Genomic DNA, 16,245 nt, shown 5'->3' on the forward strand with positions numbered 1-16,245 from the left:
CGTGTCCCGGGCGTCCCGGCGGCCGGTGGGCCCGCGTGCCTACGGTGCCCCGAGGACATCCTTGCGCCAGCAGCGCTGGAACGCGTACCGCGCGGCCTCCACCTCGTGCCGCTGGTCGGCGTGGAGCACGCCGAGCGCGTACGCCGTGGCGGGGGCGATGCGCGGGGTGCGCGCGGCCTGCGCGGCGGCGGTCGCGGCCTCGGCGGCGTCCCGGTGCCGGTCCAGGGCCTCGCCGGCGGCCAGCAGGGCCGCGTCGGCGGAGGCGGGCGGGGCCCCGCCCGGAGGGCCGTCGCCGTGGTCGTCGTGGTCGTCGTGGTCGTCGCCGCGCAGTACCTCGCGGGCGTAGCGGTGCAGGCGCAGCAGCAGGCGGACCTGGTGCCAGGGGGCGTCGTGCGGGTGGGGCGCCGGGTCCGGGGACAGCCCGTGGATCAGCGCCTGTGCGTTGTACGGGCTGCCCGCGGTGACGAGGGGCAGCGCGGCCACGGCGTCGGCGAGGCGGTCCCGGGCGGCGGCGGCCGGGACCCGCAGGTCGGTCCGGTGCGCGGCCGGGGCCAGCGGGACCTCGCTGGCCAGCACGGCGACCTGGTCGGCGACCGCGTGGAAGCGGGCGGAGCGCAGCGCCTGGAGGGCGGTGGAGTGGGCCCGGGTCCGGGCGAGCGTGAGCTGCCGGTCCAGCAGGGCGCCCGCCTTGACGGCGCCCACGGTGAGGTTGCCCCGGTCGGGGAGGGGGAGGGCGGTGCCGGGGGGCGGGGCCGTCGCGGTGGTCGTGGCCGGGGACGGCGGCGGGAGGGGCGTCGTGGCGGTGGTGGTACGGGACCGGACCGCGGCCGGTGCGCCGGTGCCGGGGCGGCCGGGTGGGGGCGCGGCGGGGGAGCCGTGGGCGTCCGGCGGCCGGGAGGCGGCGTGGGCCGGGGGCGTCCCGGGGTCGGGTGCCGCCTGGACGGGGAGCACGGGGGCGCCGGAAAGGCGGTGCAGGGCCGCCAGCAGCCGTTCCCGGCGGGCCGTGCAGCCGTGCTCCACGGCCAGGGTGCCGGAGACCCAGGCGAGTTCCGGGCTGAGGGCCTGTGCCCAGTCCCGGTCCAGCAGCGGCTGGAAGGTGTGCAGTCCGGCGCTGATGCGGCGGGCCGAGCGGCGCAGCGCCCGGGCCGCCTCGGCGGACTCCTCCGGCGTGGCGCCCGGGCCGGTCTCCCGGTGCAGGCGCAGCGCGCGGAGGAACGCCGTGGCCTGGGCGCGCAGGTGGCGCTCCAGGGCGGCGACCGGCACGGGGCCGGCCGCCGGGTGCGTCGGGTCCGCCGGGCCAGTCGGGCCCGTTGGGGTGGCCGGGACCGTCGGGTCGGTCGGGCCAGTCAGGTCGGTCGGGCCCGTCGGGTCAGGGTGTCGCTGTGCCACGCCGGCGCCTCCGGGCGTCTATGAGCATCTCCTGGATGTTGCGCAGGGGCCGGCCGTCGGCGTCGGTCGCGTGCCGGGTCCACTCTCCGTCCGCGTCCAGGTGCCAGGACGCGGTGGCGTCGGACATGCCCGTCTCCAGGAGGCGGTTCAGCGAGGCCCGGTGGGCCGGGTCGGTGACCCGCACCAGGGCCTCTATGCGGCGGTCGAGGTTGCGGTGCATCATGTCCGCGCTGCCGATCCACACCTCGGGTTCGCCGCCGTTGCCGAAGGCGAAGACCCGGGAGTGTTCGAGGAAGCGGCCGAGGACGGAGCGGACCCGGACGTTCTCCGACAGCCCCGGCACGCCCGGCCGGATCGCGCAGATGCCGCGCACCCAGATGTCCACCGGCACGCCCGCCCGGGACGCCCGGTAGCAGGCGTCGATGACGGCCTCGTCGACCATCGAGTTGACCTTGATGCGCACGTAGGCGGGGCGCCCGGCGCGGTGGTGCTGGGCCTCCTTGTCGATCCGGGAGACCAGGCCGTCCCGCAGCGACTTCGGGGCGACCAGCAGCCGCCGGTAGGTCTCCCGGCGGGAGTAGCCGGAGAGGCGGTTGAACAGGTCGGAGAGGTCCGCGCCGACCTGCGGGTCGGCGGTGAGCAGGCCGAGGTCCTCGTAGAGGCGGGCCGTCTTCGGGTGGTAGTTGCCGGTGCCGACGTGGCTGTAGCGCCGGAGCGTCTCGCCCTCCTGTCGTACCACCAGGGACAGCTTGCAGTGCGTCTTCAGCCCGACCAGGCCGTAGACGACGTGGCAGCCGGATTCTTCCAGCTTGCGTGCCCACTTGATGTTGGCGTGCTCGTCGAAGCGGGCCTTGATCTCGACCAGCACCAGCACCTGCTTGCCGGACTCGGCGGCGTCGATGAGGGCGTCCACGATCGGGGAGTCGCCGGAGGTGCGGTACAGGGTCTGCTTGATGGCGAGGACGTCCGGGTCGGCGGCGGCCTGCTCCAGGAACGCCTGCACGGAGGTCGAGAAGGAGTCGTAGGGGTGGTGCAGCAGCACGTCGCGGCTGCGCAGCGCGGCGAAGATGTCGGGGGCGGAGGCGGACTCCACCTCCGCGAGGTCCCGGTGGGTGCCGGCGATGAACTTCGGGTACTTCAGCTCCGGGCGGTCCAGACCGTGGATGCGGAAGAGGCCGGTGAGGTCGAGCGGGCCGGGCAGCGGGTAGACCTCGGCCTCGCTGATCTTCAGCTCGCGCACCAGCAGATCCAGCACCTCGCGGTCGATGGACTCCTCCACCTCCAGGCGCACCGGGGGCCCGAAGCGGCGCCGCATCAGCTCCTTCTCCAGCGCCTGGAGCAGGTTCTCCGTGTCGTCCTCCTCGACCTCCAGGTCCTCGTTGCGGGTGAGCCGGAAGGCGTGGTGCTCCAGCACCTCCATGCCGGGGAAGAGCTCCTCCAGGTGGGCGGCTATGACGTCCTCCAGGGGGACGTAGCGGCCCGGGGAGCTCTCCAGGAAGCGGGACAGCAGCGGCGGCACCTTCACCCGGGCGAAGTGCTTGTGCCCGGTGACGGGGTTGCGGACGACGACGGCCAGGTTCAGGGACAGGCCGGAGATGTACGGGAAGGGGTGCGCCGGGTCGACCGCCAGGGGGGTCAGCACCGGGAAGATCTGGTGCCGGAAGAGGGTGAACAGGCGGGCCTGCTCCTTCTCCGTCAGCTCGTTCCAGCGGACCAGGTGGATGCCCTCCTCCGCCAGGGCGGGGGCGACGTCCTCGTGGTAGCAGGCGGCGTGCCGGGCCATCAGTTCGCGCGAGCGGGCCCAGATCATCTCCAGCACCTCGCGGGGCTGGAGTCCGGAGGCGGAGCGGGTGGCGACCCCGGTGGCGATGCGGCGCTTGAGTCCGGCCACCCGGACCATGAAGAACTCGTCCAGGTTGCTGGCGAAGATCGCGAGGAAGTTGGCACGCTCCAGCAGCGGGGTGTCGGGGTCCTCGGCCAGTTCGAGGACGCGCTCGTTGAAGGCGAGCCAGCTGCGTTCCCGGTCGAGGAAACGACCCTGCGGCAGGGCGGCGGCGTCGCCGCCCGGCAGCTCCTCGTAACCGTCGAGGTCGGCGTCGATGTCGGGTTCCAGATCGGAGACCACGCCCGCCACGGTGTGCGGACGGTGCGCGGCGATGGAGCCCACGGAGGGCTGCGCGGGCGGTACCTGTGCCTGGGCATTCGGCTGGCTCATGGACCCATTGTTCCGCGCGGACCCCGTCCCGGGCGCGCCGGAAACCGAGGCCGGGAACCGTGGGGCCGCCGGGGCGTGCCCGTTCCGCCCGTTCCGCCAGGTGGGCGTCGGCGTCGGCTCTGGCGCGGCAGGAGGCATGCGCCGAGCGTCCCAAGCCCGTCTGAACCGACGGTTACGGCGACATGACGTCCTGCGGACGCGGAAGCCGCCTGGCCTGCCACGAGGCCGCGGACGGCCCGTGCCGTGCCTCGCCCGACGCTTCCGTCGGCGCGTTCGGTCTCCCACGGCGACCGGGCGGGCTCGCATGCGAGGCGGCGGCCGACCGCCGCAGCCCCGCTCGTCCAGGCCGCCTCCTGGCGCGCCCGGATCGCTGATCGCCGTGTTCGGCTGTGCGGACGCAGGGGTCGACGTGGCCGGCCCGGGTGCGGGCCGACGCGGGCGTGCCGCCGACCCCGGTGACCGTGCCCCCAGCGGGCACCGACCGTCCGGCGGCCAGGGTGAGCGGCGTGGACCTGCCCGCGCCGTCGGGCCCGACGACGGCACGGACGCGGCCGGTGGGCAGGCGGGAGGAGCGGACGCGGACGGTGGGCAGGCGGGAGGAGTGGTCGCGCAGCGCCTGCGTCCCGCGGTGGCCGGAGCGCTTGCCGCGCGCGGTCGCCTCGAGGGCCGGGTGGCTTATGACGGGTCTTTCCGGGGGGTCGTCCGGTGGTCCGGGTAGTGCGTGTCGAGTACGGCGGTGAAGAGCGCGGCGACGTCCTCCCGTTCCAGCCCGGACCGCCGGGCCCGGGCCGCCCAGTCCTCCAGTTCCGCGCGCAGCGGGGAGGCGGCGGTGGTGCCGAGGGCGCGCCGGACGAAGGTGCCGAGGCCGCGCCGGGCCTCCACCAGGCCCTCGCGTTCCAGTTCGCGGTACGCCTTCAGAACGGTGTTGGGGTTGATGGCGGTGGCCTCGACGACCTCCCGGGCCGTGGGCAGCCGGTCACCGGGCCGCAGCCGCCCCAGCCGGAGGGCCTGTTTGGTCTGCTGCACGATCTGCAGGTAGGTGGCGACACCGGAGTGCCGGTCGATGCGGTAGTCGACCACGCGGTGAACCACCCTTTCCCTAATTGAGTAGGGAAAGGGTGGTGGAGGCCAGCGGAGAAGTCAATCGTGATCCGGGACACGCGGGTGAACCGTTCGGTCCGGCCCGTGCGATGAGGAGGACGTGAGCGAAACGAGAAGCGACGGCGAGCTGTTGGCCGCCATCGCCGAGGAGCGGGACCGGCGCGCCTTCGAGGAGCTGTACCGGCGGTACGCGCCGTGGCTGACCGCCCGGATGCGCGGCCGGTGCTCCGACGCGGGGGTCGTCGACGACGTCGTCCAGGAGACCTTCCTGGCCGTCTGGCGCGGCACCGCCCGCTACCGGGAGACCGGTGCGGACGCCGCCGGCTGGCTGTGGCGGATCGCCTCCCGGCGGCTCGTCGACGCCCTGCGCGGCGCCGGCGCCCGGGGCCGGCTGCGGCAGACGCTGGCCCGGCTGCGGCACCGGGACGAGGCGTCGGCGGAGGAGCGGGTGCTCGCCGGGGTGGAGCACGGGGACCTGGCGGGTGCGCTGGTCCGGCTCTCCCCGGAACTGCGCGCGGTGCTCCAGGCGACGGTGCTGGACGGGCTGACCACCCGTGAGGCCGCCGTCCTGCTGGGCATCCCGCCGGGCACGGTCAAGACGCGGGCGATGCGTGCCCGCAAGCAACTGCGGGAGGCGCTGGCATGACGTACCCACCTTCACACGGCCCGGCCGGCGACGACCGGGACGACGGTGTGCGGGGCCCCTCCGGCGGGGACCCCGCCGGGGGCCGCGCGGGGCGCTCCTCCGGCGCCAAGACCGGCTGGCACGTGCCCGAGGAGGACCTGCGGGCCTACGCGCGCGGCGAGCTGGCGGCGCCGATGCTCTGGTCGGCCGACAGCCACCTCACCGCCTGCGCCGCCTGCCGGGCGGTGCTCGCCGAGGCCGCCGACCCCGTCGCCCTGGACGCCGGCTGGGAGCGGCTCGACGCCGCCCTGGACGCGCCCCGCACGGGTCTGCTGGAGTCCCTGCTGGTGCGGGCCGGCGTCGCCGACCACACCGCGCGGCTGCTCGCGGCCACCCCGGTGCTGCGACGCTCCTGGCTGGGCGCGGTCGTCGCCGTCCTGGCGCTCACCGTGCTGGCCACGCACGCCGCCCGGGACGCCGCCTCGCCCACCCTCTTCCTGGCCCTCGCGCCGCTGCTGCCGCTGGCCGGGGTGGCGCTGTCCTACGGCCCGGCGCTGGATCCCACGTACGAGATGGCGGTGGTCGCGCCGACGCACGGGTTCCGGCTGCTGATGATCCGCACGGTGGCGGTGCTGGCGGTGGCGCTCGGCCTCAACGGGCTGGCCACGCTCGCCCTGCCCGGGTACGGGCCGCGGGCCCTGGCCTGGCTGCTGCCCGCACTCGCGCTCACGGCCACCTGCCTCGCCCTGACCCCCCGGCTCGGTCCGGCCCTGGCGCCGCTCCTCGTCGGCGGCGGCTGGGTCGCGGTGCTGGTCGCCGCGGACGCCGCCCGGGCGGGCGCCGACGACCCGCTGGCCCCGTTCACCGCGGCGGGGCAGGGCGCGTCCGCCCTGGTCGCGGCGGCCGGCGCGGCACTCGTCCTGCTGCTGCGCGAACGCTTCGACCTGGGCGGCGGCCCGGCGGCCGGCTGACCGGTGCCGCCGGGCCGCCGGTCCCCGGGCCGCCGGTCCCCGGGCCGCCGGTCCCCGGGCCGCCGGTCCCCGGGCCGCCGGACTCCGGGCCGGCCGTGGCCGCCCCACCCGTCCTTCCGCGTCCGGCTTCCCCCCTCTGCCCTTCCCTCCGTCCCCTCGCGGCACCGCGCCGCGCGATCCACGGGAGTTCCGCATGACCCCTGCCGTCTCCGCCTCCGGGCTGAGCCTCCGCTACGGGGGCACCCGCGCCCTCGACGACGTGTCGCTGACGCTGTCCACCGGCGTCACCGGGCTGCTCGGGCCCAACGGCGCGGGCAAGACCACGCTGCTGCGGGTGCTCGCCACCGCCGTACCCGCCGACCGCGGGGCCTTCACGGTGCTCGGCCACGACCCCGCCACCTCGCGCGGACGCCAGGAGGTGCGGCGCGTCCTCGGCTACCTGCCGCAGACGCCCGGCTTCCACCCCGACTTCACCGCCTTCGAGTTCGTCGACTACGTGGCGATCCTCAAGGAGCTGACCGACCGTTCCGCCCGGCACCGCGAGGTGCGGCGGGTCCTCGACGAGGTGGGCCTCGCCGACGTGCGCGGCAAGCGCATCCGGAAGCTGTCCGGCGGGATGCGCCAGCGGGTCGCCCTGGCCGCCGCCCTGGTCGGCGACCCCGGGTTCCTCGTCCTGGACGAGCCGACCGTCGGCCTGGACCCCGAACAGCGCATGCGGTTCCGCGAGTTGATCGCGCGGGCCGGTGAGGGCCGCACCGTGCTGCTGTCGACGCACCAGACGGAGGACGTGGCGATGCTCTGCCACCGGGTGGTCGTCATGGCCGCCGGCACCGTCCGCTTCGAGGGCACCCCCGCCGAACTGACCGCCCGGGCCGAGGGCCGGGTGTGGAGCAGCGCCGAGCGCGCCCCCGGCGCCCGGGCCGGCTGGCGCACGGGCCAGGGCACGTACCGCAACGTCGGTGATCCGCCGCCGGGCGCCGAACTCCTCGACCCCACCCTGGAGGACGGTTACCTGCTCACCCTCGACGGCGCCGGCGCGGAGGTGACGGCGTGACCACCGCGACCCGTACCCCGGCCCCCGCCCCGCAGGCCGTGACCGCCGCCCGGGGCGGCTCCTGGGCGGCCGTGTTCGCCCTGGCCCGCTTCGAGACGGTCCTCCTGCTGCGGCGGGTGCCCGTCCTCGTCGCCTTCGCCCTGTACGCGGCCCACGTGGTGTGGCGGACGCGCACGTCCTGGGACGGCTTCCCGGCGCTCCATGACGCCGACCGCGCCACCCAGGGCGCCCCGCTGCTCGTCGGCTTCGCCGTCCTGCTCGGCGTCAACCAGGCCATGCTGCGGGCCCGACGCCACGACACTGAGCGCCACCTGCGGGTGCTGGTGCTCCCGCAGTGGTGCCGTACCGCCGCGCACCTGCTGTCCGTGGTGGCCGTGGCCCTGCTCACGGCGGTGTGCGTGGCGGTGCAGTTCACCTGGGAGGCCCTCAAGCCCGGCGCGGTCGGGCAGGGGGAGCCGGGTGAGCTGCTCGTGGGTCCGCTGTGCGTGCTGCTGCTCGGCGCGTCGGGTGCCGTGCTGGCCCGGCTGGTGACGTCGGGGCTCGCCGCCCCGCTGGCGATCGTCCTGTGCCTGTTCTACGCCCTGCTGTCGTCCGCCGACACCGCGGAGGACAGCGCGACCCGCTGGCTGCTGCCGCTGGTCCAGGAGACCGGCGGCCAGACCTACCCGTCCGTCCTGCTGGGCCGGCCCGCCGCCTGGCACGCCGTCTACCTCGCCGGGCTCGCGCTGACCCTGGCCCTGGCCGCCGTGCTGCTGTCCGGCGCCGCGCGGCTGTGGTCCGTGCGGGCCGCCTGCGCCGGGGCGGCGGTGCTCACGGTGGTCGGGGCGGTGGGGCAGTCCGGCGGGCTCCCGCCGGCGACGGAGCAGGCCCGGGTGCGGTACTCGGCCACTCCGCAGGAGGTGCACGAGTGCACCGACCACGACGGCGCGCGGTACTGCGCCTTCCCCGAGTGGACCCCGCGCACCGCCGACTGGGACCGCGCCCTGAAGGGGGTCACCGCACTCGCCGGTGACGCCGCCGGTGACCGCGCGCTGGTGGTGCGCCAGCGCGTGGAGGCCCGCGACGGCCTGTCCAGCGACTCCGCGATCCCCCCGCTCACCGCGCCCGGCGAGGTGACGGTCGGCACGTCCTGGGGAGGCAACCGCGTCCCGGAGTTCACCACCGCCGTGGCCGGTGTGCTGGTCGCGGGGAGCGAGAAGGAGGCAGCGACGGTGTGCGACGGCCGCACGGTCACCGTCATGTGGCTGGCGCTCGCCGGACGGCCCGACCCGGTGGCCGACCTGCGCCGGGTGCGCCTGGACGACACCGACACGGGCGGCGCCGTCGTCATCTCGCAGACCGAGCCGACGTACATGACGGCCGCGCACACCGAGGTGGTCCGCGAACTGCTGGACCGCCCTCGCGGCGAGGTGGCCGAGAGGGTACGGGCGAACTGGCGGGAGCTGACCACCCCGAAGGTCACCACCGACCGGGTCGCCGAGGTGCTGGGTCTCGACGCGCCGGAGGGTGAGGACGCGTGCCTGTGAGCGGACGCCGGCCCTCGCCGGCCCCGGCGCCGGCGCCGTCCGCCTCGGCGTCATCGGCCCCGGCGGGCGGGCCCGGGGCGGGGCGGGCCCGCCTGCGGAGGCTGGTGCCCGTGCTGGTGCGGCCGGTCGCGCGGACCCTGCCCTGGTGGGCGCTCGGGGCGGGGAGCGCGGTGGGCCTGCTGCTCGCCGCGGTCCCCCGGATGACGCAGGACCCGTCACCGTGGTCCACGGTGAACGCGCTGCGGGCGTCCGCCGTGGCGTTCGCGGCGGGCCTGGCCTTCCTGCTGGACGACCCGGCCCGGCACACCACGGCCGCCGTCCCCACCCGGCGTGCCGTCCGGCACACCCTGCGGCTGGTCCTCGTCGCCCCGGTCGCCGCCCTGTGGTGGACGGCCGCGCTGCTGCTCGTCCCGCCGTCCGTCCGGCCCCCGGCCGGGGACATGACCCTGGAGGCGGCCACCGCCGTCGCGCTGGCCCTGGCCGGCGCCGCCTGCGCGGTGCACCGCTCCGACAGCACCCGGCCGGGGCAGGCCGTCGCGGGGGCGCTGCTCGCCTCGACCGTCGTGGCGCCGCTGCTGTGGCCGGAGAGATGGCCCCTGTTCGTCGTCCCCGGCGACGACCGGTGGGCGGCGGCGCACGACCGGTGGGCGGTGCTGCTGTGCGTGGCGGTCCTGCTGTGGGCGGTCTGCTCGACGGAGCCGCTGCGGCGCAGGGCGCTGCGCGGGTCGTAGCGGACCGCGCCCCGGCGGCCGGTCCACGCCCGCGTGCCCGGCCGGGGGCGCGGGCGTGGGCGCGGCCGTCGGCCGGCCTTCTCGGTGGCCGACGGGACGGGGTGACGGGGGGTGGCCGACCGGCGGGGCGAACCGGCCGGCCGGAGCGGCGGGCCCGTCCGGCCCGCGGGACGGTCCGGTCGGCCGGCGGTGCCGCGCGGTGCCCCCGCAGGGAGACCGCGGGGCGATGACCGCAGGGCGATGGCCGCGGGGCGATGGCCGCAGGCCGATGACCGCGGGGCGGCCGGGGACGCGTGGTCGGTCAGCTCTCCGTGCGGTACATGAGGTCGGTCTCGTGGGTGGTGAACCCCAGGCGTTCGTAGACCGACACGGCCGCCTTGTTGTCGGCGTCGACGTAGAGCATCGCCGTGGGCAGCCCGCGCTCCGCGAGGTGACGCAGGCCGACCGTGGTGAGGTAGGTGCCGAGCCCGCTGCCCTGTTCGTCCGGTCCGACGCCGACGACGTACACCTCACCGAGGCCCTCCTCCCGGTGCTCCTTGGTCCAGTGGAAACCGACGAGCCGCCCGTCCCGTTCGGCGAGGAAGAAGCCCTCGGGGTCGAACCACGGCTCGGCCTTGCGGTCGTCCAGGTCCCGCTGGGTGAGCGAGCCCTGCTCGGGGTGGTGGGCGAAGGCGGCGGCGTTCAGCGCGAGCCAGGCGGCGTCGTCCTGCCCGGGGACGAAGGGACGCACCGTCACGCCCTCGGGGGCCACCGGGTCCGGCAGCGGGAAGCCGGTCAACGGCCGCCGCATCTGGCGCAGTTCGCGGAACAGGGTGAGACCGAGGACCTGGGCGAGGTGCCGGGCCGCGGAGTGACCGCCGTGCGCCCAGACCCGCAGCCGCTTGCCGGAGGCGGCGAGCAGCGCGGTGCCGAGGGCCCGTCCGTGTCCCCGCCCGCGGTGCGAGGGGTGCACGACCAGTTCGGCGGCGGGCGGTTCCACCGGGTCGGTGTCCTCCAGCTGGGCGTAGCCGACGAGTTCACCCTCGACGGTGAGCAGCAGGTGGGACACGCCCTCGCGCTGTCCGCCGCGCAGCTGCAGCCGCCCCTGCTCGGACACCGCCTGCTGCCCGTCCGCGCGGGCGGCCTCGGAGAGCAGGGCGAGCACCGCCTCGGTCTGCTCGGGGGAGAGCGCGTCGAGGGTGTGGAGCGAACGGGGGCTTCCGGGCCGTGCGATGTCGTCGCTGGTCATGCGTACGAGGGTAAGGGGCGGGGCGGCGATCCGGCGGGCGGCGGCGAACGGGTCGCCGGTACGGGCGGGCCCCCGGGGAGCGGACCGTCCCCCGCGTCACCCCGGCGCGCCAAAGATAAACCAGGCTGTAACCGGGAAACCCCTGTCGCGCTACGCGCGTTGACTCTAGGCTGCGCCGGGCGGCCCGCCGTGTCCCACGGCCCCGTCCAGATCCACGTCGACCCACAGGGGGGCGCATGCCAGCCACATCCCCGGCGCACCAGCCGCGCCGCAGACGCCGTACCACCCGTCTTCTCGCCGCCGCCGGTGTGCTCACCGCCGGGGCGCTGGCCGCGGCGGCGCTGCCCGGGGCGGCGAGCGCCGGCGAGCACCACGGCGGCAAGGGCGGCCCGCACGGCCACCACCACCCGAACCGGTACCAGGACGTGCAGTTGCTGTCCTTCAACGACCTGCACGGCAACCTGGAACCGCCGACGGGTTCGTCCGGCCGGGTCACCGAACTCCAGCCGGACGGCACGCAGAAGACCATCGACGCGGGTGGCGTGGAGTACCTGGCCACGCACCTGCGCGAGGCCCGCAAGGGCAACCGCTACTCCATCACCGCGGCGGGCGGTGACATGGTGGGCGCCTCCCCGCTGCTCTCGGGCCTCTTCCACGACGAGCCCACCATCGAGGCGCTGAACAAGCTGGACCTCGACGTCACCTCGGTCGGCAACCACGAGTTCGACGAGGGCGCCCGCGAGCTGCGCCGCCTGCAGAACGGCGGCTGCCACCCCACCGACGGCTGCTACACGGACAAGAAGTTCAAGGGCGCCGACTTCCCCTACCTGGCCGCGAACGTCGTCGACCAGAAGTCGGGGAAGCCGCTGCTGAAGCCCTACTGGGTGTGGAAGAAGCGGGACGTCAAGGTCGGCTTCATCGGCGTGACCCTGGAGGGCACCCCGGACATCGTCTCCGCCGAGGGCGTGAAGGGCCTGTCCTTCGAGGACGAGGTCGACACGATCAACAAGTACGCCCGGGAGCTGCGCCGCAAGGGCGTGAAGTCCATCGTGGCGCTCATCCACGAGGGCGGCTTCCCGGCCTCCCAGGACTACAACTACGACTGCGACTCCCCGGGCGCCGGTGACGGCATCTCCGGTCCGATCGCGGACATCGCCAAGAACATCACGCCGGACGTCGACGCCCTGGTCACCGGCCACACCCACGCGGCGTACGCGTGCACGATCCCGGACCCGTCGGGCAAGCCGCGCACGGTCACCTCGGCCGCGTCCTTCGGCCGCCTCTACACGGACACCACGCTCACCTACGACCGCCGGACCGGTGACATCGCCCGTACGGCCGTGAAGTCCGCGAACCACGTCGTCACCCGGGACGTCCCGAAGGCGCCCGACATGACGCGCCTGATCGACAAGTGGAACACCCTGGCCGCCCCCATCGGCAACCGCGCGATCGGCTACATCTCCGGTGACATCGTGCGCGACGGCACCGAGTCCCCGCTCGGCGACCTCATCGCCGACGCCCAGCTCCAGTACGCCAGGACGCTGGACCCGGAGACCGACCTCGCCCTGATGAACCCCGGCGGCATCCGTGCCTCCCTCACCCACGCGGCGAGCGGCGCCGAGGGCGACGGCGTGGTCACCTTCGCCGAGGCCTTCACCGTGCAGCCCTTCGCGAACACGGTCAACCTCCAGACGTTCACCGGCGCGCAGCTGATCCAGGCGCTCAAGGAGCAGGTCAGCGGGCCGAACGAGGCCGCACCGAAGATCCTCCAGGTCTCCGCCGGGCTCACCTACACCCTGGACCTCACCAAGTCGGGCGCGGACCGCGTGGTGACGGACTCCATCCAGCTCGACGGCGCTCCGATCGACCCGGACGCCTCCTACCGGGTCGCCACCAACAGCTTCCTCGCGGGCGGCGGCGACGGCTTCCCGACCCTGGGCGAAGGCACCGACGACCTCGTCGGCGCCGACGACCTGACCGCGCTGGAGCAGTACCTGACGGCCAACTCGTCGGCCTCCTCCCCGCTGGCCCCGCCGGCCGCGGACCGCATCACGATCGTGCAGTGACCGTCTGATCGTGGACCGTCTGATCGTGCGGTGACCGTCCGACCCCCGCCCGATCACGCCGGGGCCGGTACGGGACGCGTCCAGCGTCCGTACCGGCCCCGCGGCATGTCCGTCCGGTGTGCGGCACGCCCGGAGGGTCCCCGTGCGCCGGGGGTCTTCCGGAGGACATCACCGTCCCACTGCGTGAGCAGTGGCGCCCCGGGTGTCCGCGGGGCGCTCGTCCGAGCGCACCCCGGCCGGGAGGCCGTGCGGGGCCGGACGCCCGGGCCGGCCGGCTCGTGCGGGGGTCCACGCGGCCGCCGGCCAGTCGTACGCGTCGAAGCCGTCCGGCACCGTGCCGCAGGGGGCGCTGACGGACACCGCGTAGGTTCCCGTGGGCCGGTACCAGGCCACGTCGACCGCCTCCCCGGTCCGGGGGTCCGCGAAGACGAAACCGAAGCCCGCGCGGGGGTCGCGCTCGTACCTCAACTCCCAGCCGTCCCGTTCCAGTCGACGCCGCGTCGGCTCCTGTGCACGTCGGGCCGCCGCCTCCGGCACCTCCGTCACACGCCAGTTCAGGGTGAAGCCGTACACGTCGCGCCGGCTCTGGTCGAAGTGGGCGAGGTAACTGAGGCCGCGGTAGTAGCAGGCGCTCGTGTCCACACGTGCCGGTGCGGGACGGTCCCGGGGCAGTGCCGCCTCGTCGAGCACCTGCTGGGCGTGGTCCTTCAGCCGTACGGCGACCCGGTCGGGATCGGCGGCCGGATAGGGCTCCCCCTCCCACAGGCCGCGGGCGGTCACCGCCGCGCCGGCCAGGAGGAGACCGCCGACGGTCCACGCGAGGGCCCGGCGAAGGCGTTTCCCCGTCACTGCGTTCATGATCACGACGGTAGGAGCCCCAGGGCGTCCCCGCCCGGGTGTTCCTACTCAACCCGGGTGAGTAGGAACCCGGGACGATCAGGGACCCGTCCGGGCCGGGGGGCGCGCGCCGGGGCGACGGTCGCCCCGGGCCCGCGCTGCCCGGGACCTCGCCCCGCCCGCCCGCCTACGGCACCTCCGACGGCACCTCCGGCGGAGGCGTCGGCGCCCCCGGCAGCCGTACCGTCGCCACCGTGCCGTCGCCGTCCTCGGCGGGGGTGAGGGTGACGGAGCCGCCGGCCTGCTGGACGGCGCGGGCGACGATGGACAGGCCCAGTCCGGAGCCGGGGAGGGCGCGGGCGGTGGGGGAGCGCCAGAACCGGTCGAAGACGTGGGGGAGTTCGTCGGCGGCGATGCCGGGGCCGTGGTCGCGGACGGTGAGGACGCCGTCGGCCAGCCGGACGTCGACGGTGGTGCCCGCGGGGCTGAACTTCACCGCGTTGTCGAGGACGTTGACGACGGCGCGTTCCAGCGCGCTCGGCTCGGCGCGGACGTACCAGGGGTGGATGTCGGCGGTGAGGGTGACGTCGGGGCCCCGCAGCCGGGCGCGGCGCAGGGCCGCCTCGACGGTGTCGTGCCAGGCGACGATCCGGGTCCGGCCGGCGTGCTGACCGGTGTCGGGGCGGGACAGTTCCTGGAGGTCGCCGATGAGCGACGCCAGTTCGGTCATCTGCGCCTTCACCGAGGCGAGCAGGGCCGCGCGGTCGGCCGGCGGGATGGGGCGGCCGGTCTCCTCGCTGCGGGTGAGGAGTTCGATGTTGGTGCGCAGCGAGGTCAGGGGCGTGCGCAGCTCGTGCCCGGCGTCCGCGATGAGCTGCTGCTGCAGGTCGCGGGAGCTGGCCAGCGCGGACGTCATGGAGTTGAACGAGCGGGACAGGCGGGCGATCTCGTCGTCGGCCTCCTCGTCCACCGGGATGCGGACCCCCAGGTCCTCGGTGCGGGCGACGTGTTCGACGGCCTCGGTGAGCCGGTCGACGGGCCGCAGTCCGGTGCGGGCGACGGCGAGACCGGCGGCGGACGCGCCGACCACGCCCACGCCGGAGACGAGCAGCAGGATGAGGGCGAGGTCGTCGAGCGTCGCCCGGGTGCCCTCCAGGGGGACCGCCACCAGGACGGCCGCCTTCGAACTCGTCAGCGTGGACGGGTTGTTGATGACCAGCGGGAGGGCCAGCACCCGGACCGGGTCGCCGTTCTGGTCGGTGCCGTCGCGGTGGACGCCGGTGGAGGCGGTGCCCGCGCTCGCGATGACCTTCCGGTCCGACCCGGTGACCTCGATCCGGCCCGCGGAGCTGGGGAACAGGCAGACGGTGCCGTCGGCGCCGACCACCTGGGAGTAGGTGTCCTGGAAGCTGCCGTCGACGGTGTCGCGGGGCGTGTCCGTGCAGGTGTTGAGGGCGCTGCGGATCTCGCCCTCGCGCTGCGGGCCCTGCAGGACGGTGGCCTTCTGCAGGTCCTCGTCGAGCTGCTCGTACAGCCTCCCCTGCACGATGAACCAGCACGTCACCGACACCGCCGCGACGGCGAACGCCACCGCCGCCGCCACCAGCAGGGACAGCCGGGCCCGGATCGGCAGGGTGCGGAAGCGGTGGAGGGGACCGCTCACTCCGCGCCGCCCTGCCGCAGGACGTAGCCCACGCCCCGCACGGTGTGCACCAGACGCGGTTCGCCGCCCGCCTCGGTCTTGCGGCGCAGGTACATGACGTAGACGTCGAGCGAGTTCGACGACGGCTCGAAGTCGAAGCCCCACACGGCCTTGAGGATCTGCTCACGGGTGAGGACCTGGCGCGGGTGCGCCATGAACATCTCCAGCAGGGTGAACTCGGTGCGGGTCAGCTCCACCGCCCGCCCGCCCCGGCTGACCTCCCGCGTCACCAGGTTCATGCTGAGGTCGGCGAAGGTGAGGACGTCGTCCGTCTCGGCCGAGGCCGCCACGGCCGCCGCGTAGGAGCTGCGGCGCAGCAGGGCCCGGATGCGGGCGAACAGCTCGTCCAGCTCGAACGGCTTGACCAGGTAGTCGTCCGCCCCGGCGTCCAGTCCGGTGACCCGGTCGCCGACGGTGTCGCGGGCCGTGAGCATCAGCACGGGGGTGGTGTCGCCGGTGGCCCGGATGCGGCGGGCGGCGGTCAGGCCGTCCATGCGGGGCATCTGGATGTCCAGGACGAGCAGGTCGGGCCGGTAGGCCGCGGTCTTCTCCAGGGCGTCCACGCCGTCGACGGCGACCTCGGTGTCGTACCCCTCGAACGCCAGACTGCGCTGGAGCGCCTCCCGCACGGCCGGCTCGTCGTCCACGATCAGGATGCGCTGGGGACCACGGTCCCGGTCACGGTCGCCGTCGGCGGGCACGGAGCTCATGGAGTCGGCTTTCCTCTGTCGTCGGGGTGCGAGGTACGGGGTGCGGGGTGCGGACGGGCCCGGGGGCGGGCGTTCGGTGTCCCGGCTCCC

Annotated in this window: 13 protein-coding genes; 6 read left to right on the top strand and 7 right to left on the bottom strand. The window is 75.4% G+C overall.

Annotated elements, in window-relative coordinates:
* Positions 1-39 precede the first annotated feature (39 nt).
* The 3 genes from AB0F01_RS28085 to AB0F01_RS28095 form a co-directional block, all read right to left on the bottom strand.
* Positions 40-1,263, bottom strand: coding sequence for a CHAD domain-containing protein (locus AB0F01_RS28085; RefSeq protein WP_362101257.1), 1,224 nt, complete (start codon positions 1,261-1,263; stop codon positions 40-42).
* A 106-nt stretch (positions 1,264-1,369) separates the two neighbouring features.
* A complete protein-coding gene (locus tag AB0F01_RS28090) occupies positions 1,370-3,604 on the bottom strand; it encodes an RNA degradosome polyphosphate kinase (protein WP_362101260.1) in 2,235 nt (744 codons plus the stop codon).
* Between the two features lie 675 nt (positions 3,605-4,279).
* Positions 4,280-4,684, bottom strand: coding sequence for a GntR family transcriptional regulator (locus AB0F01_RS28095; RefSeq protein ID WP_362101262.1), 405 nt, complete (start codon positions 4,682-4,684; stop codon positions 4,280-4,282).
* Positions 4,685-4,805: 121 nt separating this feature from the next.
* On the opposite strand from AB0F01_RS28095, the gene AB0F01_RS28100 reads away from it, so the two are divergent.
* The 5 genes from AB0F01_RS28100 to AB0F01_RS28120 all read left to right on the top strand — a co-directional run bounded on the left by AB0F01_RS28100 (position 4,806) and on the right by AB0F01_RS28120 (position 9,612).
* Positions 4,806-5,351, top strand: a complete 546-nt coding sequence (locus AB0F01_RS28100; protein ID WP_362101266.1) for an RNA polymerase sigma factor — start codon at positions 4,806-4,808, stop codon at positions 5,349-5,351.
* Complete coding sequence (locus AB0F01_RS28105; protein ID WP_362101269.1) at positions 5,348-6,301, top strand: zf-HC2 domain-containing protein; 954 nt, start codon at positions 5,348-5,350, stop codon at positions 6,299-6,301. Before AB0F01_RS28100 ends, AB0F01_RS28105 begins: the two co-directional genes overlap by 4 nt.
* Before the next feature lie 193 nt (positions 6,302-6,494).
* Positions 6,495-7,355: an ABC transporter ATP-binding protein gene (locus AB0F01_RS28110; RefSeq protein WP_362101272.1), complete on the top strand. Its 861-nt coding sequence runs from the start codon at positions 6,495-6,497 to the stop codon at positions 7,353-7,355.
* A complete protein-coding gene (locus tag AB0F01_RS28115; RefSeq protein WP_362101275.1) occupies positions 7,352-8,881 on the top strand; it encodes an ABC transporter permease in 1,530 nt (509 codons plus the stop codon). The genes AB0F01_RS28110 and AB0F01_RS28115 overlap by 4 nt, the downstream gene beginning before the upstream one ends.
* Positions 8,882-8,991: 110 nt before the next feature.
* Positions 8,992-9,612, top strand: a complete 621-nt coding sequence (locus AB0F01_RS28120) for an ABC transporter (protein ID WP_362101278.1) — start codon at positions 8,992-8,994, stop codon at positions 9,610-9,612.
* Between the two features lie 301 nt (positions 9,613-9,913).
* Here AB0F01_RS28120 and mshD read toward each other — a convergent pair whose 3' ends face one another.
* Positions 9,914-10,840: a mycothiol synthase gene (gene mshD / locus AB0F01_RS28125; protein WP_362101281.1), complete on the bottom strand. Its 927-nt coding sequence runs from the start codon at positions 10,838-10,840 to the stop codon at positions 9,914-9,916.
* Positions 10,841-11,076: 236 nt separating this feature from the next.
* Here mshD and AB0F01_RS28130 point away from each other — a divergent pair, with 236 nt between their 5' ends.
* Positions 11,077-12,906 carry a bifunctional metallophosphatase/5'-nucleotidase gene (locus tag AB0F01_RS28130; protein ID WP_362101284.1) on the top strand — a complete coding sequence of 610 codons (1,830 nt, stop codon included), beginning with the start codon at positions 11,077-11,079 and terminating at the stop codon, positions 12,904-12,906.
* A gap of 168 nt (positions 12,907-13,074) precedes the next feature.
* Here the strand turns inward: AB0F01_RS28130 and AB0F01_RS28135 are convergent, their stop codons facing one another.
* The 3 genes from AB0F01_RS28135 to AB0F01_RS28145 form a co-directional block, all read right to left on the bottom strand.
* Positions 13,075-13,764, bottom strand: a complete 690-nt coding sequence (locus AB0F01_RS28135; protein WP_362101286.1) for a hypothetical protein — start codon at positions 13,762-13,764, stop codon at positions 13,075-13,077.
* Between the two features lie 166 nt (positions 13,765-13,930).
* Positions 13,931-15,406, bottom strand: a complete 1,476-nt coding sequence (locus tag AB0F01_RS28140; RefSeq protein ID WP_362101289.1) for a HAMP domain-containing sensor histidine kinase — start codon at positions 15,404-15,406, stop codon at positions 13,931-13,933.
* On the bottom strand, positions 15,403-16,155 hold the full coding sequence (locus tag AB0F01_RS28145) for a response regulator transcription factor (RefSeq protein ID WP_362101292.1): 753 nt from the start codon (positions 16,153-16,155) through the stop codon (positions 15,403-15,405). Before AB0F01_RS28145 ends, AB0F01_RS28140 begins: the two co-directional genes overlap by 4 nt.
* Positions 16,156-16,245: the final 90 nt, after the last annotated feature.

Source organism: Streptomyces sp. NPDC029526 (assembly GCF_040637405.1).
Taxonomy (GTDB): domain Bacteria; phylum Actinomycetota; class Actinomycetes; order Streptomycetales; family Streptomycetaceae; genus Streptomyces.

Excerpts from the sequence above, each read along its gene's own strand:
- AB0F01_RS28110 (WP_362101272.1), top strand. The coding sequence starts at position 6,495 with ATGACCCCTGCCGTCTCCGCCTCCGGGCTGAGCCTCCGCTACGGGGGC.
- AB0F01_RS28090 (WP_362101260.1), bottom strand. The coding sequence starts at position 3,604 with ATGAGCCAGCCGAATGCCCAGGCACAGGTACCGCCCGCGCAGCCCTCC.
- AB0F01_RS28105 (WP_362101269.1), top strand. The coding sequence starts at position 5,348 with ATGACGTACCCACCTTCACACGGCCCGGCCGGCGACGACCGGGACGAC.
- AB0F01_RS28135 (WP_362101286.1), bottom strand. The coding sequence starts at position 13,764 with ATGAACGCAGTGACGGGGAAACGCCTTCGCCGGGCCCTCGCGTGGACC.
- AB0F01_RS28145 (WP_362101292.1), bottom strand. The coding sequence starts at position 16,155 with ATGAGCTCCGTGCCCGCCGACGGCGACCGTGACCGGGACCGTGGTCCC.
- AB0F01_RS28130 (WP_362101284.1), top strand. The coding sequence starts at position 11,077 with ATGCCAGCCACATCCCCGGCGCACCAGCCGCGCCGCAGACGCCGTACC.
- mshD (WP_362101281.1), bottom strand. The coding sequence starts at position 10,840 with ATGACCAGCGACGACATCGCACGGCCCGGAAGCCCCCGTTCGCTCCAC.